Annotated in this window: 24 protein-coding genes and 1 pseudogene; 19 read left to right on the forward strand and 6 right to left on the reverse strand. The window is 67.6% G+C overall.

Annotated elements, in window-relative coordinates:
• Positions 1 to 29: 29 nt before the first annotated feature.
• The 17 genes and pseudogenes from VER16_RS14425 to VER16_RS14505 form a co-directional block, all read left to right on the forward strand.
• Positions 30 to 578, forward strand: coding sequence for a KdsC family phosphatase (locus VER16_RS14425; protein WP_324809283.1), 549 nt, complete (start codon positions 30 to 32; stop codon positions 576 to 578).
• Positions 575 to 1,150, forward strand: a complete 576-nt coding sequence (gene lptC / locus VER16_RS14430) for an LPS export ABC transporter periplasmic protein LptC (protein ID WP_324809285.1) — start codon at positions 575 to 577, stop codon at positions 1,148 to 1,150. The genes VER16_RS14425 and lptC overlap by 4 nt, the downstream gene beginning before the upstream one ends.
• Before the next feature lie 104 nt (positions 1,151 to 1,254).
• The gene (gene lptA, locus VER16_RS14435) at positions 1,255 to 1,773 is read left to right on the forward strand and encodes a lipopolysaccharide transport periplasmic protein LptA (RefSeq protein WP_324809287.1); all 519 of its coding nucleotides are present in this window, start codon (positions 1,255 to 1,257) and stop codon (positions 1,771 to 1,773) included.
• Positions 1,773 to 2,492 carry an LPS export ABC transporter ATP-binding protein gene (gene lptB, locus VER16_RS14440; protein WP_324809289.1) on the forward strand — a complete coding sequence of 240 codons (720 nt, stop codon included), beginning with the start codon at positions 1,773 to 1,775 and terminating at the stop codon, positions 2,490 to 2,492. The genes lptA and lptB overlap by 1 nt, the downstream gene beginning before the upstream one ends.
• Positions 2,493 to 2,532: 40 nt before the next feature.
• Positions 2,533 to 3,969 (forward strand): RNA polymerase factor sigma-54, encoded by a 1,437-nt coding sequence (locus tag VER16_RS14445; protein WP_324809290.1) that lies wholly within the window; start codon positions 2,533 to 2,535, stop codon positions 3,967 to 3,969.
• 58 nt (positions 3,970 to 4,027) lie between these two features.
• Positions 4,028 to 4,345 carry a ribosome hibernation-promoting factor, HPF/YfiA family gene (gene hpf / locus VER16_RS14450; RefSeq protein ID WP_079220898.1) on the forward strand — a complete coding sequence of 106 codons (318 nt, stop codon included), beginning with the start codon at positions 4,028 to 4,030 and terminating at the stop codon, positions 4,343 to 4,345.
• Positions 4,346 to 4,366: 21 nt separating this feature from the next.
• Positions 4,367 to 4,819: a PTS sugar transporter subunit IIA gene (locus VER16_RS14455; protein WP_324809294.1), complete on the forward strand. Its 453-nt coding sequence runs from the start codon at positions 4,367 to 4,369 to the stop codon at positions 4,817 to 4,819.
• Complete coding sequence (gene hprK, locus VER16_RS14460) at positions 4,816 to 5,766, forward strand: HPr(Ser) kinase/phosphatase (RefSeq protein WP_108764291.1); 951 nt, start codon at positions 4,816 to 4,818, stop codon at positions 5,764 to 5,766. Before VER16_RS14455 ends, hprK begins: the two co-directional genes overlap by 4 nt.
• An 18-nt stretch (positions 5,767 to 5,784) precedes the next feature.
• The gene (gene rapZ, locus VER16_RS14465; RefSeq protein ID WP_324809297.1) at positions 5,785 to 6,669 is read left to right on the forward strand and encodes an RNase adapter RapZ; all 885 of its coding nucleotides are present in this window, start codon (positions 5,785 to 5,787) and stop codon (positions 6,667 to 6,669) included.
• Between the two features lie 169 nt (positions 6,670 to 6,838).
• A complete protein-coding gene (locus VER16_RS14470; protein WP_010483657.1) occupies positions 6,839 to 7,231 on the forward strand; it encodes a PTS sugar transporter subunit IIA in 393 nt (130 codons plus the stop codon).
• Entirely contained in the window at positions 7,224 to 7,493 is a 270-nt protein-coding gene (locus VER16_RS14475) for an HPr family phosphocarrier protein (protein WP_324809300.1), read from the forward strand. Before VER16_RS14470 ends, VER16_RS14475 begins: the two co-directional genes overlap by 8 nt.
• A 2-nt stretch (positions 7,494 to 7,495) precedes the next feature.
• On the forward strand, positions 7,496 to 9,265 hold the full coding sequence (gene ptsP / locus VER16_RS14480) for a phosphoenolpyruvate--protein phosphotransferase (RefSeq protein ID WP_324809302.1): 1,770 nt from the start codon (positions 7,496 to 7,498) through the stop codon (positions 9,263 to 9,265).
• Positions 9,266 to 9,393: 128 nt separating this feature from the next.
• Entirely contained in the window at positions 9,394 to 10,755 is a 1,362-nt protein-coding gene (gene mgtE / locus VER16_RS14485; RefSeq protein ID WP_324809303.1) for a magnesium transporter, read from the forward strand.
• A gap of 69 nt (positions 10,756 to 10,824) precedes the next feature.
• Positions 10,825 to 11,091: a hypothetical protein gene (locus VER16_RS14490; protein ID WP_324809305.1), complete on the forward strand. Its 267-nt coding sequence runs from the start codon at positions 10,825 to 10,827 to the stop codon at positions 11,089 to 11,091.
• Between the two features lie 70 nt (positions 11,092 to 11,161).
• Positions 11,162 to 11,959, forward strand: coding sequence for a prolyl oligopeptidase family serine peptidase (locus VER16_RS14495; RefSeq protein ID WP_324809307.1), 798 nt, complete (start codon positions 11,162 to 11,164; stop codon positions 11,957 to 11,959).
• A gap of 66 nt (positions 11,960 to 12,025) precedes the next feature.
• Entirely contained in the window at positions 12,026 to 12,760 is a 735-nt protein-coding gene (locus VER16_RS14500) for a tetratricopeptide repeat protein (RefSeq protein ID WP_324809309.1), read from the forward strand.
• Positions 12,761 to 12,898: 138 nt separating this feature from the next.
• Positions 12,899 to 13,348, forward strand: a pseudogene (locus VER16_RS14505) (REP-associated tyrosine transposase); the annotation flags it as partial.
• Between the two features lie 125 nt (positions 13,349 to 13,473).
• On the opposite strand, the gene VER16_RS14510 reads toward VER16_RS14505, so the two are convergent.
• Genes VER16_RS14510 through VER16_RS14520 form a run of 3 tightly spaced genes read right to left on the reverse strand, consistent with a single transcriptional unit; the run spans position 13,474 to position 15,494 of the window.
• Positions 13,474 to 14,424: an aspartate carbamoyltransferase catalytic subunit gene (locus VER16_RS14510; RefSeq protein WP_324809311.1), complete on the reverse strand. Its 951-nt coding sequence runs from the start codon at positions 14,422 to 14,424 to the stop codon at positions 13,474 to 13,476.
• Positions 14,425 to 14,440: 16 nt separating this feature from the next.
• Complete coding sequence (gene ruvX / locus VER16_RS14515; RefSeq protein WP_324809313.1) at positions 14,441 to 14,935, reverse strand: Holliday junction resolvase RuvX; 495 nt, start codon at positions 14,933 to 14,935, stop codon at positions 14,441 to 14,443.
• Positions 14,928 to 15,494, reverse strand: coding sequence for a YqgE/AlgH family protein (locus tag VER16_RS14520; protein WP_324809315.1), 567 nt, complete (start codon positions 15,492 to 15,494; stop codon positions 14,928 to 14,930). The genes ruvX and VER16_RS14520 overlap by 8 nt, the downstream gene beginning before the upstream one ends.
• A 78-nt stretch (positions 15,495 to 15,572) precedes the next feature.
• Between VER16_RS14520 and VER16_RS14525 the strand changes: the two genes are divergently transcribed.
• Entirely contained in the window at positions 15,573 to 16,118 is a 546-nt protein-coding gene (locus VER16_RS14525; protein ID WP_324809317.1) for a DNA-3-methyladenine glycosylase I, read from the forward strand.
• A 43-nt stretch (positions 16,119 to 16,161) separates the two neighbouring features.
• Here the strand turns inward: VER16_RS14525 and VER16_RS14530 are convergent, their stop codons facing one another.
• Together VER16_RS14530 and VER16_RS14535 are read right to left on the reverse strand one after the other, a co-directional pair.
• Positions 16,162 to 16,869 (reverse strand): YitT family protein, encoded by a 708-nt coding sequence (locus VER16_RS14530; RefSeq protein ID WP_200733422.1) that lies wholly within the window; start codon positions 16,867 to 16,869, stop codon positions 16,162 to 16,164.
• Between the two features lie 327 nt (positions 16,870 to 17,196).
• Entirely contained in the window at positions 17,197 to 17,409 is a 213-nt protein-coding gene (locus tag VER16_RS14535) for a DUF4287 domain-containing protein (protein WP_283220706.1), read from the reverse strand.
• Between the two features lie 328 nt (positions 17,410 to 17,737).
• On the opposite strand from VER16_RS14535, the gene VER16_RS14540 reads away from it, so the two are divergent.
• The gene (locus VER16_RS14540) at positions 17,738 to 18,634 is read left to right on the forward strand and encodes a LysR family transcriptional regulator (protein ID WP_324809321.1); all 897 of its coding nucleotides are present in this window, start codon (positions 17,738 to 17,740) and stop codon (positions 18,632 to 18,634) included.
• A 56-nt stretch (positions 18,635 to 18,690) separates the two neighbouring features.
• Here VER16_RS14540 and VER16_RS14545 read toward each other — a convergent pair whose 3' ends face one another.
• The gene (locus VER16_RS14545; protein ID WP_324809323.1) at positions 18,691 to 19,674 is read right to left on the reverse strand and encodes an aldo/keto reductase; all 984 of its coding nucleotides are present in this window, start codon (positions 19,672 to 19,674) and stop codon (positions 18,691 to 18,693) included.
• Between the last annotated feature and the right edge of the window lie 24 nt (positions 19,675 to 19,698).

The raw sequence follows: 19,698 nt of genomic DNA on the forward strand, positions 1-19,698 counted from the left end.
CACCCGCCCCAATCGAGCCTGATGCCCTGATGCCCTGGTCCCCGCTGCCCGCCTTCCCTGCCCACCTGCATGCCGCTGCGGCCCGTATCCGCCTGGCCTGCTTCGACGTGGACGGCACCCTCACCGACGGTCGGCTGTACTACGACAAGGATGGCAACGAGAGCAAGGCGTACTTCGTGCAGGATGGTCTGGGTCTGAAACTGCTGCAGCAGCACGGCATCCACCCCGTGCTGATCACCGCGCGCAACAGCCAGTCCGCGCTGCGGCGCGGCGCCGACCTGGGCATCGACACCCAGATCGCGGTGGGCGACAAGCTGGCCAGCGTGCAGGCGCTGTGCGCCCAGCACGGCATCGGCCTGGACCAGGTGGCCTTCATGGGCGATGACCTGCCCGACCTGGCGCCGCTGGGTGCGGTCGGCCTGGCCGTGGCCCCGGCCAATGCCCACCCGTGGATTGCCGAGCGCGTGCACTGGATGACCCGCAGCGACGGTGGCCGTGGCGCCGCCCGCGAGCTGTGCGATGTGCTGCTGGCCGCGCAGGGGCACATCGATACGGTGCTGGCGAGGTTCGGCGCATGAATGCTCCGACGCTGAACTGGCGCACCGTGCTCGGCATCGGCCTGCTGCTGGCGGCCCTGCTGAGCAGCTGGGCCGCCCTGCGCAACCGCGACAAGGGGCCGGTGCAGACCGGCCAGGAGGTCGGCGTGGATTACATCCTGCACGACTTCCAGATCGTGGCGCTGGACGAACAGGGCAAGGAATCGACCACCCTGCGCGCGCCGCTGCTGGAGCGCCAGCGCGGCGACCAGACCATCAACATCACCACCCCGCTGTTCGAGATGCCCGACAAGGAGGGCCAGCACTGGACCCTGCGCGCACAGACCGGCTGGCTCAGCGCCAAGGGCGACCAGATGAAGCTGCGCGGCGATGTGGCCGGTGACAGCCCGGCCGCCCCCGGCGTGGTGCCCACCACCTTCCGTACCGACCACCTGGATGTGTTCCCGAAGGAAAGCCGCGCCCGCACCGATGCCAGGGTGACCATGACCCGCCCGGGCATGGAGCAGTCCGGCGTCGGCTTCGAGGTGGATTCGAAGAACAACACGTATCATTTCCTCAGCCAGTCCAAGGGCCGCTACACGCCCAAACGCTGATTCCGCCGTCTGCCCGCGACGTCCTGGCGACAGGCGCGAGGCAGCCAGCACCCACCCGGCCGCGCGGCCCGCGCCGCGCGCCCCCACCGGTAGAACGGACCCCGATGAAGATTTCCCTTGCAGCCGTACTCGCGCTCAGTCTTCTTGTTCCCGCCGCTGCGTTCGCCAAATCCAGCGATCGCAACGAAGACATGCACATCGACGCCGGGGCCCAGTCCGGTTCGCTCACCGGGGATGGCAAGACCACCCTCTCGCAGGGCGTGGTGATCACCCAGGGCACGCTGGACCTGCGTTCGGCGCAGGCCGAGATCTACATGAAGGACGGTGAAGCCGTGCGTGCCGTATTCACCGGCAAGCAGGCCAAGATGAAGCAGCAGCTGGATGACGGAACGTGGGTTGATGCGGTGGCCGACAACATCGACTACGACGTCAAGAGCGATACCGTCACCCTGACCGGCAACTACAAGGTCACCAGCGCGCGCGGCACCAACGCCGGCCAGCGCATGGTCTACAACATGAAGAGCGGCGAGATGAATTCCGGTGGTGACGGCAGCCGCGTGCGTACGGTTATTCCGCCCAAGAACAAGACGCCTGCGGCACCGGCGGCCGGGAGCAAGAAGTAATGCTTGTCGCCAAGGGCCTGCGCAAGAAGTACAAGCAGCGCGAAGTCGTCAAGGACTTCGGGCTGACCCTCGATGCCGGTGAAGTGGTCGGCCTGCTCGGCCCCAACGGCGCCGGCAAGACCACCTGCTTCTACATGATCGTGGGACTGGTCGAAGCCGATGCCGGCAGCATCGTGCTGGACGGCCAGGACATCACCGGCGACCCGATGTATACGCGTGCCAAGCAGGGCGTGGGCTACCTGCCGCAGGAACCGTCGGTGTTCCGCAAGCTGACCGTGGCCGACAACCTGCGCCTGGTACTGGAACTGCGCGATGACCTCGATTCGGCCGGCCGCGAACGCGAGCTCAACAGCCTGCTGGACGAGCTGCAGCTGGGTCATGTTTCCGAGCAGCTCGGCGCCAGCCTGTCCGGTGGTGAACGCCGCCGCTGCGAGATCGCCCGCGCACTGGCCGCCAAGCCCCGCCTGATCCTGCTCGATGAGCCCTTCGCCGGTGTCGATCCGATCTCGGTCGGCGAGATCCAGCGCATCGTCACCCATCTCAAGCAGCGCGGCATCGGTGTGCTCATCACTGATCACAACGTGCGCGAAACCTTGGGAATCTGCGACCGCGCGTATATCCTCGCAGAGGGCACCGTACTGGCCCAGGGCTCGCCGGAGGCGATCCTGGACAACGCCGACGTCCGTCGCGTCTACCTTGGAGACTCCTTCAAGCTGTGACCGCGGCCGCCGGGCCCTTCCCTTCCGTTTCGGCACAGGCATGAAGACTCGGCTGCAGACATCGTTGGGACAGCAGCTGGTGCTGACACCACAGCTGCAGCAGGCGATCAAGCTGCTGCAGATGTCCACCACCGAGCTGGAGCTGGAAATCGCCCAGGCGGTGGAAAGCAACCCCCTGCTGGACTGGGCCGACAGCAGCGATGCAGGCACCGGTACCACCGGCGATGGTGCCGAGGACAGCGGTACCGACAGCGACGCGCCGCCGGAACCGGCCGCGGCCAGCGGTGACGACTGGGCCCCGGCCGAGCTGGACTGGAGCAACCCCGGCAGCAGCGGCAGTTTCGACGACGACGAAGACACCGGCAGCGCCGCCGAGCGCGTGGCCGAGGTGGAGACGCTGGCCGACCACCTGCTGTGGCAGCTGCATCTGTCGCACCTGTCGACGCGCGACCGCAGCATCGGCGCCGCACTGATCGATGCGCTGGAAGAAGACGGCTACCTGCGTGAGCCGCTGGCGACCATCGCCGAAACCCTGTTGCCGGCCATCCACGCCGGCGAAGACGAGATCCTCACCGTGCTGCACCAGGTGCAGCGCTTCGACCCGGTGGGCGTGGCCGCACGCAGCCTGGGCGAATGCCTGCAGCTGCAGCTGGACGTGCTGCCCGCCGACACCCCCGGCCTGGCGCTGGCCCGGCAGGTGGCCGCAGGGCCCTTGGAGCGCCTGCCGCGCAGCGGCGTGGCCGGCCTGGCCCACGAACTGAAGCAGCCGCTGGCCGAGGTCGAGACCGCTGTTGCCCTGCTGCGTTCGCTGGACCCGCGCCCGGGCACCCAGATCGCGCCGCTGGCGCAGGACACCTTCGTGGTGCCGGACGTGGTGGTGTGGCGGCAGAACGGGCTCTGGCGCGCCGCGCTGGCCGCCCACGCCGGGCCCAGGGTGGTCATCCACCGTGGCTACGAACAGATGATCCGCCGCTGTGGCGAGGCCGACGCCGGTTACCTGCGTGCCCAGCTGCAGGAAGCGCGCTGGCTGCTCAAGGGCCTGCAGGCGCGCGGTGAAACCCTGCTGCGGGTGGTGCGCAGCCTGATCCAGCAGCAGGCCGGCTTCCTCGAATTCGGTGAACAGGCGCTGCGCCCGCTCACCCTGCGTGAAGTTGCCGCCGAGCTGGGCCTGCACGAATCCACCGTCTCGCGGGCGATCGCCCGCAAGCACGTGCGTACGCCGCGTGGCACCCTGCCGCTGCGCGCGTTCTTCGCATCGGGCATCGACACCGAAGGTGGTGGCGAAGCCTCCAGCACCGCCATCCAAGCGATGATCCGCCGCCTGATCGATGACGAAAACCCACGCAAGCCGCTTTCTGACGCCAAGCTGGCTGACCTGCTCAAAACGTCGGGAATCCCAGTAGCGCGGCGCACCGTGGCGAAGTATCGTGAGGCCATGAACATCTCCGCCTCGCACGAAAGGGTCAGAATCGCTTGACGCGCCGCCGCGCCCGGCGGAGAGGTTCATTGGCACATCCGAACACAGGAGAAACCCGATGCGCATCGAAACGTTTGGCAAAGATGTCGAAGTCACCCCGGCCCTGCAGTCGTATGTTGAAGAAAAGCTGGCCCGGGTCGGAAAGCACTTCGACCAGCACTGCGAAGCGCGGGTCACCCTCAAGCTGCAGAAGACCGAACACCACGTCGACGCCAGCCTCAATATTCCCGGCCAGACCCTGCACGCCGAAGCCGGCGGCCAGACCATGTATGCCGCCATCGATGTGCTGGCGGACAAGCTTGACCGCCTGGTGATCAAGCACAAGGAGAAAAAACAGCAGCACGCACCGCTGCCGGTGGGCGACAATGGTGGCTGATCGCCACCGCTCCCCGCAGACATGCCACTGACTGACCTCCTGGCGGCCGTGCAGACCCAGCTCTGCACGGCCACCGACCGCGACAGCGTCCTGCAGGCCGCCGCCGGGTTGCTGGCCTGCCGCCAGGCCAACGCCGAACAGATCTACCTCAACCTGTGCCAGCGCGAAGCCCTGGGCAGTACGGCCATCGGGTGCGGCATCGCCATTCCCCACGGCCGGGCCCCCGCCCTGGACCGCCCCCGCGGCGCCCTGCTGCGGTTGCAGACCCCGGTCGATTTCGGCGGCGATGAACCGGTGGACCTGGTATTCGCCATGGCCGTCCCCGCCCATTACACCCACCAGCACCTGATGCTGCTGTCCGAACTGGCCGAGCTGTTCTCGACGCCGTCCATACGCGCGGCCCTTCGCGCGGCGGGCGATGCACGGGCATTGCGCGAAGCCCTGGACCTCACCCCACCGGCGAGCGCCGCATGAATACCAGCATCACCGCACGCGAACTGTTCGACCAGCAGCGCGAGCGGCTGGGCCTGCGCTGGGCCGCCGGCAAGGCCGGCGAGAAGCGCGAGCTGGAAGCCGGCAACACGGTCTCGCGCCGCCCTTCGCTGGCCGGCTACCTCAATGCGATCTACCCCAACAAGGTGCAGATCCTCGGGACCGAGGAACTGTCCTGGCTGGATGCGCTGGAACCGCGCCAGCGCTGGGAGACCATCGAGAAGATCATGCAGTCGCACCCGCTGGCGCTGGTGCTGACCCGCAACCAGCCCTGCCCGGAAGACCTGCGCGCGGCCGCCGATGAATCCGGCACGCCGCTGTGGCTTTCGCCCAAGCGCGGCCACGAACTGCTCAATCACCTGTCCTACCACCTGGCACGCACGCTGGCGCCGCGGGTGATCCTGCACGGCGTATTCATGGAAATCTATTCCATCGGCGTGCTGATCACCGGCGAGGCCGGGTCGGGCAAGAGCGAGCTGGCGCTGGAACTGCTCAGCCGTGGCCACCGCCTGGTGGCCGACGATGCCCCCGAATTCACCCAGATCGCCCCCGACGTGCTCGATGGCACCTGCCCGGAACTGCTGCAGGACCTGCTGGAAGTGCGTGGCCTGGGCGTGCTGAACGTGCGCGAGATGTTCGGTGATACGGCGGTAAAGAAGAACAAGTACCTTCGGCTGATCGTCCACCTGACCAAGCCGATGACCGAGCCGACCCCGCACGGCTACGAACGCCTGACCGGCGATTCGGGCACCCGCCACGTGCTGGACCTGGACGTGCCGCTGATCACCCTGCCGGTGATGCCCGGCCGCAACCTGGCAGTGCTGACCGAGGCGGCCACCCGCCTGCACATTTTACGTACCAAGGGTATCGACCCGGCGGCGATGTTCATCGCCCGCCACAGCAACCTGCTGGAACGGCGAACACCCTGAGCCCCCAAGAGCCTGTCCATGAACACCGCCCCCTCCACCGCCCCGACCCTGATCATCGTCAGTGGCCTGTCCGGCTCGGGCAAGTCCGTCGCCCTGAAGACCTTCGAGGACCAGGACTACTACTGTTCGGACAATCTGCCGATCCAGCTGCTGCCGGATTTCGTGCGCAGCGTGCTGGACAACCATGACGGTGGCGCACCACGCCGGCTGGCAGTGGGCATCGACGTGCGCGGCCAGGCCGACCTGAGCCAGCTGGCCAACTGGCGCCAGCTGGCCACCGATGCCGGCGTGCAGACCCGGGTCCTGTATTTCGAGGCCAGCGACGAGGCCGTGCTCAAGCGCTACGCCGATACCCGTCGCCGACACCCGCTGAGCCAGCTGGGCCTGTCACTGCCGGAGGCGATCGCCCGCGAGCGCGAGGTGATCGCGCCGCTGCGCCGCGAGGCCGACGTGGTGATCGACACCAGCGCGTTGAACGTGCACCAGCTGCGCCGACGCATCATCACCGAGTTCGCGATGGGCCACGCCACGCGCCTGTCACTGCTGTTCGAATCGTTCGCCTACAAGCGAGGCGTGCCGGCCGAGGCCGACTTCGTGTTCGATGCGCGCGTGCTGCCCAACCCGCACTGGGACCCCAGGCTGCGTGCGCTGAGCGGCCGTGAGCCGGGCGTGCGCGAGTACCTTGAAGCGCAGCCGGACGTGCAGCGCTACCTCGGCCAGCTGATGGACTTCCTCGATACCTGGCTGCCCAAGCTGGGCGATGGCACGCGCAGCTACGTGACCGTGGCCTTCGGCTGCACCGGCGGCAAGCATCGCTCGGTGTTCCTGGCCGAACGCATGGCGCGGCACGCGCGTGAGCAGGGCTGGGACGACGTGGCGACCTACCACCGCGAACAGGATTGAGCGCAGCCGGGCTGCCGTGCTGTTGCTGGGTGTCGACCTTGGTCGACACGATGGGGGCGGATCCTTTTTCAACGGAAAATGGCTCCGACCCCGGCAACGCTGAATACGGGACACAGTGCCCCTCTGCTGCTGCTATCGCCAATTCACCTCGACCTGTTAACGTGCAGTAATGACCTGTGGCATTCTCCTCGTAACACATCCTGGGGTCGGGACCGCCCTGCTTGACGTGGCGACCCGGCTCCTGCGGCAGTTGCCGCTGAAAACCGAAGCTTTCGAAGTACCGTTCGACGCAGACCTGGATGCCCTTCTCCCGCTCGCCTCGGCTGCCTTGCGCCGGGTCGATGGAGGCGAAGGCGTGCTGATCCTGACCGACCTGTACGGCGCCAGCCCCGCCAACCTTGCCGGGCAGCTGGCCCGGCTGGGAACCCCGGTTCGCCGGGTGTCGGCGCTGAGTCTGCCGATGTTGCTGCGGGTGATGAATTATCCGGAACAGGGACTGGATCAACTGCCCGCCACAGCCGCGGCGGGCACCCGTAATGGAGCGATAGTCGACGATGCTTGAACGAGAACTCACCGTGAGCAACCGCCTGGGCCTGCATGCCCGGGCCACCGCCAAGCTGGTGCAGACGCTGGCCCCATTCCGCTGCAACGTGACCATGGCCGCCAAGGGCCGTGAGATCAACGCCAAGAGCATCATGGGCGTGATGCTGCTGGCCGCCGGCCAGGGCACCCCGGTGACCATCCGCATCAACGGCGAGGATGAAGCCGCGGCAATGGACGCCGTGGTCGACCTGTTCGAGCGCCGCTTCGACGAGGACAGCTGAGCGTGCCGCGCGCACGTGCCGGCCAACCTGCCACCGGCCAACGGCCGGTGCAGCTGCTGGCCGGCCACGGCGCCGCACGTGGTACGGCGATGGGACGGGCGCGGGTGCGCCTGCCGCATGCTCTGGAAGTGGCCGAGCAACGCGTCGCGCCGCAGCAGGTGGACGCTGAACTGGCCCGCCTGCACCGCGCTCTGGATGCAGCCCGCGCGGAAATGCATGAACTGCGCCAGCGCCTGCACGGCGCCCTGAGCCAGGATGTCGGCGAGTTCCTCGACCTGCACGCCCTGCTGCTGGACGATCCCGAACTGCTGTACGGCCTGGACGAACTGATCCGCAGCGGTCCCTACAGTGCCGGCTACGCGCTGCGCCTGCAGCGCGACCGCCTGGCCAAGGTCTTCGATGGCATGGACGATGCCTACCTGAAGAGCCGCATGGACGACCTGGATCATGTGATCGGCCGCATCCACGCCTTCCTGCAACCCGATCGCCCGCCGCTGGTGAAGGGCCTGGCCGGCGAGATCCTGGTCTGCGACAACATCGCCCCGTCCGAGCTGGCCCAGCTGCAGGCACAGGGCGTGGTCGGCATCGTCACCGCCGCCGGCAGCGCGCTGTCGCACAGCGCGATCCTCGCCCGCAGCCTGCACCTGCCGCTCATCGTCAACGTGCCGCAGCTGCTCAGCCGCATCGCCGATGGCGACGTGCTCATCATCGACGGCGCCGATGGCAGCATCACCGTCAACCCACAGGCCGACAACCTGCGCGACTACCGCGCGCGGCTGAAGGAGCATGCGCGCGAGCAGCGTGAGCTGGGCCGCCTGCGCAGCAAGCCCAGCCGTACCCGCGACCAGGTCGACATCGCCCTGCTGGCCAATGCCGAATCGCTGGAGGACGTGACCCAGGCGCACGCGCTGGGCGCGCAGGGGCTGGGCCTGTACCGCACCGAGTTCCTGTTCCTGCAGCGCAACGAGCTGCCCGATGAAGAAGAACAGTTCCAGACCTACCGCGATGCCGCCCTGGGCATGAGCGGGCGGCCGGTCACCATCCGCACGCTGGACCTGGGCGCGGACAAGGCCGACCGCACCGGGCTGACCCTGAGCAACGAGGAGAACCCGGCCCTGGGCCTGCGTGGCGTGCGCCTGTCGCTGGCGCGGCCGAAGGTGTCCGACACCCAGCTGCGTGCGATCCTGCGCGCCTCGGCCTACGGCAAGCTGCGCGTGCTGGTGCCCATGGTCAGTACCCGCGAGGAACTGCTGGCGGTGCGCCGGCGCATGCTCAAGCTGAGCGAGCAGCTGCGCGGCGAAGGCCACATGGTGTCCGACCACGTGCCGCTGGGTGCGATGATCGAAGTCCCGGCCGCTGCACTGGCGCTGGAAAGCTTCATCGACCTGGTCGACTTCCTGTCGATCGGCACCAACGATCTGGTGCAGTACCTGCTGGCCGCCGACCGCAACAACGAGGCGCTGGGCGAGCTGTATTCGCCGCTGCACCCGGCGGTGCTGCGCCTGCTGCAGATGGTCATCGATACCGGCGCGCGCCACCGCATCCCGGTGGCAGTGTGTGGCGAGATGGCCGGTGATGCACGCATGACCCCGCTGCTGCTGGCGCTGGGGTTGACCGAGTTCAGTCTGCACCCGGGCACGCTGCTGGAGGTGCGCCGCGCGATCCGCGAAGCCGACCTGGGCGCGTTGCGCGCACGTGCACCGAAGCTGCTGGCCGCACGCGACCGCCGCGGCATCGAACGCTGGCTGGCGCTGGTGGCCGACGCGGTCTGACCACCCTCGCCGGGCCGTGCCCGGCGGGGTATGCGTTGAAACATCGGCTTGCGATAATGACGCGCTGAACACCCCTGTTGCCGCATCCTTGCCGGGATCGCGGCTTTTCTCTTCCCGCGGGAGCTGCGATGGCTGAAGCTGTACGCCACGACAAGACTGCGCGCCAGCTGCGGCTGTTGTCCGATGCACTGGACAGTGGTCGGCTGGGTCCGGTGCGGCGTCTGGTCAATACCCTGGCGCCGGCCGAGATCGGCAACCTGCTCGAATCACTGCCGCCCGGCAAGCGCGAAGTGGTGTGGGGGCTGGTCGATCCCGAGGACGATGGCGAGGTGCTGGTCCACGTCGGCGAGGAAGTGCGCGAGAGCCTGCTCGCGGACATGGATCCGGACGAAATCATCGCCGCGGTCGAAGACCTGGACATCGATGACCTGGCCGACCTGGTCGAAGACCTGCCCGATACGGTCATCGACGAGGTCCTCAAGTCGATGGACCGCGAGAACCGCGAGCGCCTGGAACAGGTGCTGTCCTACCCCGAGGACAGCGCCGGCCGATTGATGAACCCGGACGTGGTGACCGTGCGCGCCGACGTCAACGTCGACGTGGTGCTGCGCTACCTGCGCCTGCGCGGCGAACTGCCCGACCATACCGATCACCTGTTCGTGGTCAGCCGCCGCCACCAGTACCTGGGCCGCGTGTCGCTGGCCGCGCTGGTCACCCACGAGGACACCACGCCGATCAACCGTCTGATCGATGACGAACAGCCGGCCATCGACGTCGGTGAGAGCGACCAGGAGGTGGCGCGGCAGTTCTCCGACCATGACTGGGTGTCGGCTCCGGTGGTGGACGACAACAACATCCTGCTCGGCCGCATCACCATCGATGACGTGGTGGACATCATCCGTTCGCAGGCCGAGCACCAGGCGCTGGGCGCCGCCGGCCTGGACGAGGAAGAAGATCTGTTCTCGCCGATCAAGCGTGCCGTGCGCGGCCGCGTGGTCTGGCTGGGCATCAACCTGTGCACGGCATTCCTCGCTGCCAGTGTGATCGGCCAGTTCGAACTGACCCTGCAGAAGGTGGTGGCGCTGGCGGTGCTGATGCCGATCGTCGCCGGCGTGGGCGGCAACGCCGCAGTGCAGGTGCTGACCCTGATGGTGCGCGGCATCGCCCTGGGCCAGGTCGGCCAGAGCAATGCGCGCATCCTGCTGTGGAAGGAGGCACGCGTGGCGCTGATCAACGGCACGTTGATCGGCCTGCTGGTGGGCCTGATCGCGTTTGTGTGGTTCCACAGCGCCCTGCTGTCGCTGGTGATCACCCTGGCGCTGATCATCAACTTCCTGGCCGCTGCGCTGGCGGGCGTGCTGCTGCCGCTGCTGCTCAAGCGCATGAACGTGGACCCGGCCGTGGCCGGTACCGTGGTGGTGACCGCGGTGACCGACGTGATGGGCTTCTTCAGCTTCCTCGGCCTGGCCACCCTCATCCTGCTGCACTGACCCCGCACGGGGTCGGATCCCTGCGCAGCAGGGCTCTGACCCCAACGGCAATACTCTCCGGACGCGCCCATGGCCACGACGATTGAAAACTACTTCCAGCCCGGCTGGCGCGAGCAGATGCACACCTGTGCCGCCTGCGAATGGAAAGGCAGCTCGCGGGCGATGGTGATGGAGCTGGACGAGGACGCCACCGAGTACGACTGCCCGGTATGCGAGAACCCGCTGCTGGTGGTGCTGCACCCGGACATGGCGCAGGTGCAGGCCGCCGCCGCCGAGGGCAACGCAGAGGCGCAGGAACAGCTGGACATCATCGCCAGTTTCCCGCGACCGCAGTGACGCGCTGCACGATGCCCAACGGGCGCGGACCCACTACCATGAAAACGCTTCCAACCCTTGGGGAAACGTCATGGTCCGTCCGTTGCTGCGCTGGCTGCCGCTGCTGTCCCTGCTGATGCTGGCCGCCTGCGCCAGCACGCCCGACAGCGCGCGTGGCCATTTCGAATCACGCGCGGTGAAGGTGGATGGGCAGACCGCCTACTACCAGGTCTTCATTCCCGCGGTGGCGGCACGCACGCCCGGTTCGCTGCCGGTGGTGCTGTTCCTGCACGGCTCGGGTGAGCGCGGTCGCGATGGCGTCAAGCAGACCCATGCCGGGCTGGGCCCGTACCTGCGCGAGCATGCCACCGACTTTCCGGCGCTGGCGGTATTCCCGCAGGTGCCCGCCGACGAGGAATGGAGCGGCCGCAACAACCGCGTGGCAATGGCCGCGCTGGATGCGGCGATCGCCGAATTCGGTGCCGACCCGGCGCGGCAGTACCTGACCGGCATGTCGATGGGCGGCTACGGCAGCTGGAACATCGCCCTGGACGAGCCGCAGCGTTTTGCGGCGATCGTGCCGGTTTGCGGCGCGGTGCTGGCCCCGCGCGCGGTGCGCCCGACCCTGTTCGTCGAACAGGTGGCGCACGAAGCCGATCCCTACGCAGCAATCGCGCAGCGCCTGCAGCAGACCCCGATCTGGATCTTCCACGGCGCGCAGGACGACGTGGTGCCCCCGGCCGATGACCGCCGCCTGCATGCAGCGTTCGAGGCGGCTGGTGCGCGTGACGTGCGCTACACCGAATACCCCGACGGCAACCACAACGCCTGGGACGCGACCTACGCCGACCCGGCGATGTGGGCATGGCTGTTCGCGCAGAAGCGCTGACGGTCGGTCCACGGCCTGCTAGGCTGCCCGGACGGCGCCGGTGGCGGCGCATCAGGGGGCGGGACCATGAAAGCAGGGATGCTGCAGGCGGCACTGTGTGTGCTGCTGGCATGTAGTGCACAGACGCAGGCTCAGGAAGCGGAACCAGCCTTCCACCTGACCACGCTGCAACCGGTCAGGCAGGGCGTCGACAATGGCCTGGGCCATCATCTGCGCGGCGACGTCCGCAACGCCAAGCGCATCACTGGAAGCGGCGATCTGAAAGCGGCCGAGCAGCAGCTGCAGGCACCGCTGTCCTATTGCCGCGCGCAGCGCGACACACCCGGGCGGCGCGCCCTGGCCTTCAGCACGCGCCGGCAGTACGAGCAGTACCTGGCCGAACACACTGACGGCATGCCCACCGAATGGCTGGATATCACCTGCGCCTCGGCCCTGCAGCAGCTGGCCTACATCCGGGTGGAGCAACGCCGTTTCAAGGATGCGGTAGTGGTACTGGAAGAAGCCATCGCACTGGCACCGCTTGATCCGGAAAGCTTCAACGAAATGGGAGTTGCGCTGATACAGCTGCGGCGCCCGCAGGATGCACTGGGCTTCTACCAGCGCGCATTGGCCCTGATAGATCGCGACGGCGTGTCGGTCAACAGCCGCCCGGTGGCGCTGCGTGGCATCGGCTTTACCCTCATCGAGCTGGGCGAACTGAAGAAGGCCCGCGCCACCTTCGAGCAGGTGCTGGAGATCCAGCCGAACGACCCGAAATCGTTGAACGAGCTGGCCTACATCGACGCCATGGAAGCCCGATAGCGACCGACGGCGCTCGGTAGGTGCCAACCTTGGTTGGCACAGCTTCTGGTAGGTGCCAACCTTGGTTGGCATACGCTTACCCAAAGCCAAGTCATTCCCCGATGTTCACCGCAGGCAGGCCCGCCCATGCTTGCTTCCATGAACAGCCCCCGACTTCTGCTCGGCCGTCATTCCGGCATCGGCCTCAGCTACATCCTCACCACCGTTGTGCATGGCCGCGTTCCGTTGCTTGCCAGCGATGCTGCTGCAGAGCTGGCTATCCGCGAATTTCAGCGCCTCGATCAGGAAGGCTTCACCCGTTCCATTGCCTACGTGGTCATGCCCGACCACATTCATTGGCTGCTAGAACTGCGCGCAGGAACACTTGAAACGGTGATGAAGCGTTTCAAGTCGCGCACGGCACAGCAGGTGAATCGATATTTAGGGCGAGTCGGGCGTTTCTGGCAGGGCGGCTATCACGATCACGCGATTCGATCAGATGAATCGCTGTACGGGCATGCGATGTATCTGATGGGTAACCCGATCAGAGCTGGGTTGGCGGCACAGGTCGGGCAGTATCGGCACGCGTGGTGCGAATGGGAGGTGGAATTGCCAAGTGGTTGTCTGGGATCCACTGGCACTGACGATAGTGCCAACCAAGGTTGGCACCTACCAGAGCGGTGTGCCAACCAAGGTTGGCACCCACCAGAGCGCTGCCCCCACCCGGGCAGCGGTCAGCCCAGCAGGGTTTCCAGCACGGCCATGCGCACGGCGACGCCGTTGGCGACCTGGCGCAGCACCCACGACTGCGGGCCGTCGGCCACTTCGTCGGTCACTTCCACGCCGCGGTTGATCGGGCCCGGGTGCAGCACGGCTGCATCCTTGCCGGCGCGCGCCAGGCGTTCGGCGTTCAGGCCGTACTGGGCGTGGTACTGCTCCAGCGACGGCACCAGGCCTTCTTCCATGCGTTCGCGCTGCAGACGCAGCATCATCAGCGCATCCACGCCTTCCAGCATCGCGTCGAAGTCCTCGCCGACCACGCAGCCCTTGAGGGTTTCATCGTCCGGCAGCAGCGACTGCGGGCCGCACACGCGGATCTCACCCACGCCCAGCGTGCGCAGTGCGTGCAGGTCAGTGCGGGCCACGCGCGAGTGCTTCACGTCGCCGACGATCACGACCTTCAACTTGGAGAAATCCGGACCCTTGGCCTGGCGCAGGGTCAGCATGTCCAGCAGGCCCTGGGTCGGGTGCGAGCTGCGGCCGTCGCCGGCATTGACCAGGGCGGTGCCCTCGCCGGCTGCGGCGGCCAGCGCAGCCACCGCGCCGTCATCGGGGTGGCGCACCACGAAGCCGCGCACGCCCATCGCTTCCAGGTTCTTCAGCGTGTCGCAGGCGGTTTCGCCCTTGCGCGTCGACGAGGTGGAGGCATCGAAGTTCAGCACGTCCGCACCCAGGCGCTGGGCAGCCAGCTGGAAGGAGCTGCGGGTGCGGGTGGAGGGTTCGAAGAACAGCGTGCACACCGCCGAACCGGCCAGCACCTGGCGCTTGTTGCCGACGCGGCCGACGGCAGCATCGCGGATCTGCCCTGCCCGGTCGAGCAGCTGCAGCAGGGTTTCGCGCGGCAGGCCCTCAAGGGTCAGCAGGTGGCGCAGGCGTCCGGAAGCATCGAGTTGCTGGGCAGTCATGGCGGGAGTCGTGCAGTCAGGGAATGGGGGTGGCGTCGTCAGGGGACGACAGCCAGCGATCGATGATCACCGCCGCAGCCACGGCGTCGAGGGCAGCCGCATCACGGCGGCGCTTGCGCCCTTCGGCGCGCTCGACGGCGAAGCGGCGGGCGGCCTCGACCGAGCTGGAACGCTCGTCGATCATCGCCACCGGCAGCTTGAAACGTTCCCGCAGCTGGCGGGCGAAGCCCTGCGCGCGCTTGCGGTTGGGCTGGTCCTGGCCATCGAGGGTAAGCGGATCGCCCACCACCAGGCCGTCGGGCTTCCATTCCTTGATCAGGCGCTCCACGGCAGCCCAGTCGGGGCCATTGCCGTGCACATCGACCACGGCCACGGCACGGGCATGCGCGGCGAACGCGCTGCCGATGGCCACGCCAATCCGTCGCGAGCCGACATCGAAGCCCAGCACGGTGCCATCGCGGCGGATGACCGGCGCGGCAGGAACCGGGGCGGGGGCGGCCGGCTCAGACATGGCCGCTGTAATCGGTCAGCCGGAACAGGTCCACGCCGATGCGCGAGGCCGCGCCCTGCCAGCGCTGCTCCAGCGGCACCTGGAACAACAGCTCGGCGTCGGCCGGCACGGTCAGCCAGCTGTTCTCGGACAGCTCGCTTTCCAGCTGCCCTGCCCCCCAGCCGGCACATCCCAGGGTGACCACGGCATTGGCCGGGCCTTCACCGCGCGCCATCGCTTCGAGGATGTCGCGCGAGGTGGTCAGATACAGGCCTTGGCCCACGCGCAGGCTGGAATCCCAGTCGCGCGCATCGTCGTGGATGACGAAACCACGCTCGGGATGGACCGGACCGCCATTGAGCACCATGCGCGCCTGCAGCTCATCATCACCGGTGGTGATGTCCATCTGCGAAAGCACTTCGCCCAGCGTGTATTCGGAGGGCTGGTTGACCAGCACACCCATCGCCCCGTTCTCGTCGTGCTGGCAGATCAGCGCGACACTGCGGGCAAAGGTGGCGTCGATCAGCGACGGCAGCGCGACGAGCAGGTGATCGGCAAGGGAGGTAGGCGTTACAGACATGCGGCCATTCTAGCCGGTGGGCGCCTCCGGCGCCTGCACGCCGCGCATAATGGGACGCCCGCCCGCCAGGAGAACACCTTGTCCGGATACTGCCGCATCGCCCCGGGCCACCCGGTGCATGAGTTCTACCACGCCAATGAATACGGCTTCCCGCAGCGCGACGAGCGCGAGTTGTTCGAGCGGCTGGTGCTGGAGATCAACCAGGCCGGGCTGAGCTGGGAAACCATCCTGAAGAAGCGCGAGGGCTTCCGTGCGGCCTACGATGGCTTCGACGTGGACCGCGTGGCGGCCTATGCCGAGCAGGACATCGAACGGCTGCTGTCCGACACCGGCATCATCCGCAACCGGCTGAAGGTGCTGGCCGCGATCCACAACGCACAGGTGATCCAGCAGCTGCGGGCCAGCCATGGCAGCTTCGCCGCGTGGCTGGACGCGCACCACCCGCGCAGCAAGGCCGACTGGGTGAAGCTGTTCAAGAAGACGTTCCGCTTCACCGGCGGCGAGATCACCGGCGAATTCCTGATGAGCCTGGGTTACCTGCCCGGCGCGCACGCCGAGGATTGCCCGGTGCATGCGCGGCTGCTGAAGCTGGCCCCGCCGTGGGTGCAGGCGGCGGGCCGCTGACGCACATCCGCCGGGCATGGCCCGGCGAACGCGGTGTGTGCGGTTACACGCCCATGTAACGGCCGGGGCGGTGGTTGAACATCAGCACCAGGCTGAGCACCACCGCGCCGATGGCCGAGTACATCACCTTCGACGGCGACAGCACGAAGAACGCGGCCACCATCAGGCAGGCATCGAAGGACATCTGCACCTTGCCGGCGCTCCAGCCGCGGGTGCGCTGCAGGTACACCGCCAGGATGCCGATGCCGCCCAGGCTGGCCCGGTGGCGGATGAAGAACAGGATGCCCAGGCCGGACAGGGCACCGCCCACCAGCGCCGAGTACAACGGCGCGATATGCGAAAAATCGGCCCAGCGCGGCAGGATGTCGGTCAGCACGCCACAGGCGGTGACCGCGGCAAAGGTCTTCAGGGTGAATTCCCAGCCCATGCGGCGCACGGCCACCCAGTAGAACGGCAGGTTCACCAGCACGAAGACCAGGCCGAAGTTCCAGCCCATGGCGTAGTGCAGCAGGAAGGCGGCGCCGGCCATGCCGCCGATCATCAGCCCGCCCTTGGCGAAGATGGCCAGGCCCAGCGAGGCCACCAGCATGGCCAGCACCATGCCCTGCACGTCCTCGGCGACCGAGTGGCGCAGCGCTTTTTCGTCGGCGGGGGTGCCGGCGCTGTCGGGCGGCGGGGTCAGCGGACCGGCGGTGACGAGGTGGCCGTCAGCGTCGTCGCACGGCGCCGGGCCATGGGATTGGAGGGACATTCGGGTGGGGACCGCAGGTGGGGAGCGGTATTAGACACGATCCGGGTGACAGTTGCAGATGAAATCGTTCAGTTGGCTTGCCCGCGAACGGCGCAGCCCCTCGTGGCTGGGCGGGTTGGCAGCAACAGCCGCGCTTGGCCGGGCAGGGTGGGTGCGCGGGGGACGCCGTGAACCCGTCCTTGGGGGCTTGGCCGCGGCATCCATGCCGCGGACACCCCCGCGCCCCCACCCCACCCGACCTCTGACAGGTTCCGGGTGCGTCCAGCCACGTAAGAGAAAAAAGAAAAGCAAGAGCAGTAGCGGGTCGCTTCGCTCAGTTACGGTGGGTCAGCGTTGGGCGTTGAGGTGGTGGGCGACAAGGGCGTTGGCGTGGCCATGGCCCAGGCCGTGTTCGCTCTTCAGGTAGCTGACCAGTTCCATGTGTTTCAGGCCCGGCTTCTTCGCCAGCAGGCCCAGCCAGTGCGCCACCGGCTGGCCGTAGGTCTTCTCGATGGAGGGGAAGTACGAGGCCGGGCCTTTCGGCTTGGTGTCAGTGCTCATGTGCAGCTCCCGTTGAAAGTCATTCATTCGACGAACCACAGACGCAGAAATCGACATACCCACACGTCCGACCCAGTGCCGACCAACGGTCGGCACCCACCAAAGTAGGTTGCCGTTCTGACAACTCGCGGGAAACTGTCGAAGGCGGGGTGGGTCCGGTTGAGGGGGTGTGAGCCGCATGGATGCGGCGACCAAGCCCCCATGGACGGGTTCACGGCGTCCCCCTCAACCGGACCCACCCCGCCAACCCTCGGATAGCCAGCTTTTGAAGTTGACGTTGCCGTTGCTTCGGCAGGTGCCGGGCGCAGCCCGGCCGTATCATCCCCTCATGCCCCGCGAAAACCTCAACGACCTGCAGGCCTTCGTCCACGTTGCCCGCCAGGGCAGCTTCACCAAGGCCGCCGCCCAGCTCGGCGTGTCCCAGTCCGCCCTCAGCCACGCCATGCGCGGCCTGGAAGAACGCCTCGGCGTACGCCTGCTCACCCGCACCACCCGCAGCGTATCCACCACCGAAGCCGGCGCGCGCCTGCTCGAAACCCTCGCTCCGCGCCTGGCCGAGATCGAGCACGAACTGGCCGCGCTGGCCGAGTACCGCGAGCGACCTGCCGGCACCATCCGCATCAACGCCACCGGCCACGCTGCCGAATACCTGGCCTGGCCGCGGCTCGCCCCACTGCTGCAGCAGTACCCCGATCTGAATGTTGAACTGACCGCCGACTACGCGCTGGCGGACATCGTTGCCGAACGCTATGACATCGGCATCCGCCTGGGCGAGCGCCTGGCCCGTGACATGGTGGCGGTACCGATCAGCCCGCCGCTGCGCATGCGCGTGGTCGGTGCGCCCGCTTACTTCCGCCAGCACACGGTGCCGCGCCATCCCCACGACCTGGCCGCGCACAACTGCATCACCCTTCGCCTGCCCACGCACGGCGGGTTGATGCCCTGGGATTTCGGCCAGGATGGCAACGAGCTGAGCGTGCGCGTCAGCGGGCAATGGACCTTCAACACCATGGGCATGACCCGCGAAGCCGCGCTGGCCGGCAGCGGCCTGGCCTGGCTGCCCGAGGACCAGGTGCTGGCTCTGCTGGAACAGGGCCGCCTGCAGTCGGTGCTGGATGACTGGTGCCCGACCTTCGATGGCTACTATGCCTATTACCCGTCGCGCCGCCACGTCAGCGTGGCCATGCGCACGGTGCTGGACGCGCTGCGCGGGCCGATGGGGTGAGGGGCAAGGAGTGCGGACCAACGGTCCGCACCCACCACAGCCCAGATCAGATCAGATCAGCCCTTGGCTTGCGCCGCACGCTGTGCGTTGTAGCGCTCACCGACGATCGATACTTCTTCCAGGACCTGTGCAATGCGCTGCAGTTCGTCCGCAGACAACCCCAGTTCGGTAGCGGCCAGGTTTTCTTCCAGGCGATGGACCTTGGTGGTGCCCGGAATCGGCACGATCCACGGTGCCTGCGCCAGCAGCCAGGCCAGTGCCACCTGCGCCGGGGTGGCGCCACGGGACGCGGCAATCGTCCCGATGCGATCCACCAGCGCCTGGTTCGCGCGACGGGCTTCCACTTCAAAGCGCGGCACGGTGTTGCGGAAATCGTTCTCGCTGAAGGTGGTATCGGCGGTGATGGTGCCGGTCAGGAAGCCACGGCCAAGCGGGCTGAAGGGCACGAATCCGATGCCCAGCTCCTGCAGCGTCGGCAGCAGTTCGCGTTCCGGTTCGCGCCACCACAGCGAGTACTCGCTCTGCACCGCGGCCACCGGCTGCACCGCATGCGCACGACGCACCGTCGCCGCACTGGCCTCGGACAAGCCGAAGTGGCCGACTTTGCCTTCGGCGATCAGGTCGCGCACGGTACCGGCCACGTCCTCGATCGGCACGTTCGGGTCCACCCGGTGCTGGTAGAACAGATCGATATGGTCGGTGCGCAGGCGCTTGAGGCTGGCCTCGGCCACCGCGCGGATGTTCTCCGGGCGGCTGTCCAGGCCGGTATCGGTGCGGGCGTCCTTGAAGCCGAACTTGGTGGCGATCACCAGCTTGTCGCGGTACGGCGCCAGTGCCTCGCCGACCAGAGCTTCATTGGTGTACGGGCCATAGACTTCGGCGGTATCGAAGAAGGTCACGCCGCGCTCGACGGCAGCATGCAGCAGGGCGATGCCCTGGCCGTGCTCGACCGGCGGGCCATAGCTGTGGCTCAGGCCCATGCAGCCCAGGCCAAGGGCGGAAACCTTCAGGCCACTGCGGCCGAGTTCACGTGTCTGCATCGTCGTGCTCCAGAGGGGGAACGA

The sequence above is a fragment of the Stenotrophomonas sp. genome, assembly GCF_035634915.1.
Lineage (GTDB): Bacteria > Pseudomonadota > Gammaproteobacteria > Xanthomonadales > Xanthomonadaceae > Stenotrophomonas.

Excerpts from the sequence above, each read along its gene's own strand:
- VER16_RS14470 (WP_010483657.1), top strand. The coding sequence starts at position 6,839 with ATGACCTGTGGCATTCTCCTCGTAACACATCCTGGGGTCGGGACCGCC.
- hprK (WP_108764291.1), top strand. The coding sequence starts at position 4,816 with ATGAATACCAGCATCACCGCACGCGAACTGTTCGACCAGCAGCGCGAG.
- VER16_RS14490 (WP_324809305.1), top strand. The coding sequence starts at position 10,825 with ATGGCCACGACGATTGAAAACTACTTCCAGCCCGGCTGGCGCGAGCAG.
- mgtE (WP_324809303.1), top strand. The coding sequence starts at position 9,394 with ATGGCTGAAGCTGTACGCCACGACAAGACTGCGCGCCAGCTGCGGCTG.
- VER16_RS14495 (WP_324809307.1), top strand. The coding sequence starts at position 11,162 with ATGGTCCGTCCGTTGCTGCGCTGGCTGCCGCTGCTGTCCCTGCTGATG.
- VER16_RS14500 (WP_324809309.1), top strand. The coding sequence starts at position 12,026 with ATGAAAGCAGGGATGCTGCAGGCGGCACTGTGTGTGCTGCTGGCATGT.
- VER16_RS14520 (WP_324809315.1), bottom strand. The coding sequence starts at position 15,494 with ATGTCTGTAACGCCTACCTCCCTTGCCGATCACCTGCTCGTCGCGCTG.
- VER16_RS14540 (WP_324809321.1), top strand. The coding sequence starts at position 17,738 with ATGCCCCGCGAAAACCTCAACGACCTGCAGGCCTTCGTCCACGTTGCC.
- rapZ (WP_324809297.1), top strand. The coding sequence starts at position 5,785 with ATGAACACCGCCCCCTCCACCGCCCCGACCCTGATCATCGTCAGTGGC.
- VER16_RS14535 (WP_283220706.1), bottom strand. The coding sequence starts at position 17,409 with ATGAGCACTGACACCAAGCCGAAAGGCCCGGCCTCGTACTTCCCCTCC.
- ruvX (WP_324809313.1), bottom strand. The coding sequence starts at position 14,935 with ATGTCTGAGCCGGCCGCCCCCGCCCCGGTTCCTGCCGCGCCGGTCATC.
- lptC (WP_324809285.1), top strand. The coding sequence starts at position 575 with ATGAATGCTCCGACGCTGAACTGGCGCACCGTGCTCGGCATCGGCCTG.
- VER16_RS14510 (WP_324809311.1), bottom strand. The coding sequence starts at position 14,424 with ATGACTGCCCAGCAACTCGATGCTTCCGGACGCCTGCGCCACCTGCTG.
- VER16_RS14475 (WP_324809300.1), top strand. The coding sequence starts at position 7,224 with ATGCTTGAACGAGAACTCACCGTGAGCAACCGCCTGGGCCTGCATGCC.
- lptA (WP_324809287.1), top strand. The coding sequence starts at position 1,255 with ATGAAGATTTCCCTTGCAGCCGTACTCGCGCTCAGTCTTCTTGTTCCC.
- hpf (WP_079220898.1), top strand. The coding sequence starts at position 4,028 with ATGCGCATCGAAACGTTTGGCAAAGATGTCGAAGTCACCCCGGCCCTG.
- VER16_RS14530 (WP_200733422.1), bottom strand. The coding sequence starts at position 16,869 with ATGTCCCTCCAATCCCATGGCCCGGCGCCGTGCGACGACGCTGACGGC.
- VER16_RS14425 (WP_324809283.1), top strand. The coding sequence starts at position 30 with ATGCCCTGGTCCCCGCTGCCCGCCTTCCCTGCCCACCTGCATGCCGCT.
- lptB (WP_324809289.1), top strand. The coding sequence starts at position 1,773 with ATGCTTGTCGCCAAGGGCCTGCGCAAGAAGTACAAGCAGCGCGAAGTC.
- VER16_RS14445 (WP_324809290.1), top strand. The coding sequence starts at position 2,533 with ATGAAGACTCGGCTGCAGACATCGTTGGGACAGCAGCTGGTGCTGACA.
- VER16_RS14455 (WP_324809294.1), top strand. The coding sequence starts at position 4,367 with ATGCCACTGACTGACCTCCTGGCGGCCGTGCAGACCCAGCTCTGCACG.
- VER16_RS14545 (WP_324809323.1), bottom strand. The coding sequence starts at position 19,674 with ATGCAGACACGTGAACTCGGCCGCAGTGGCCTGAAGGTTTCCGCCCTT.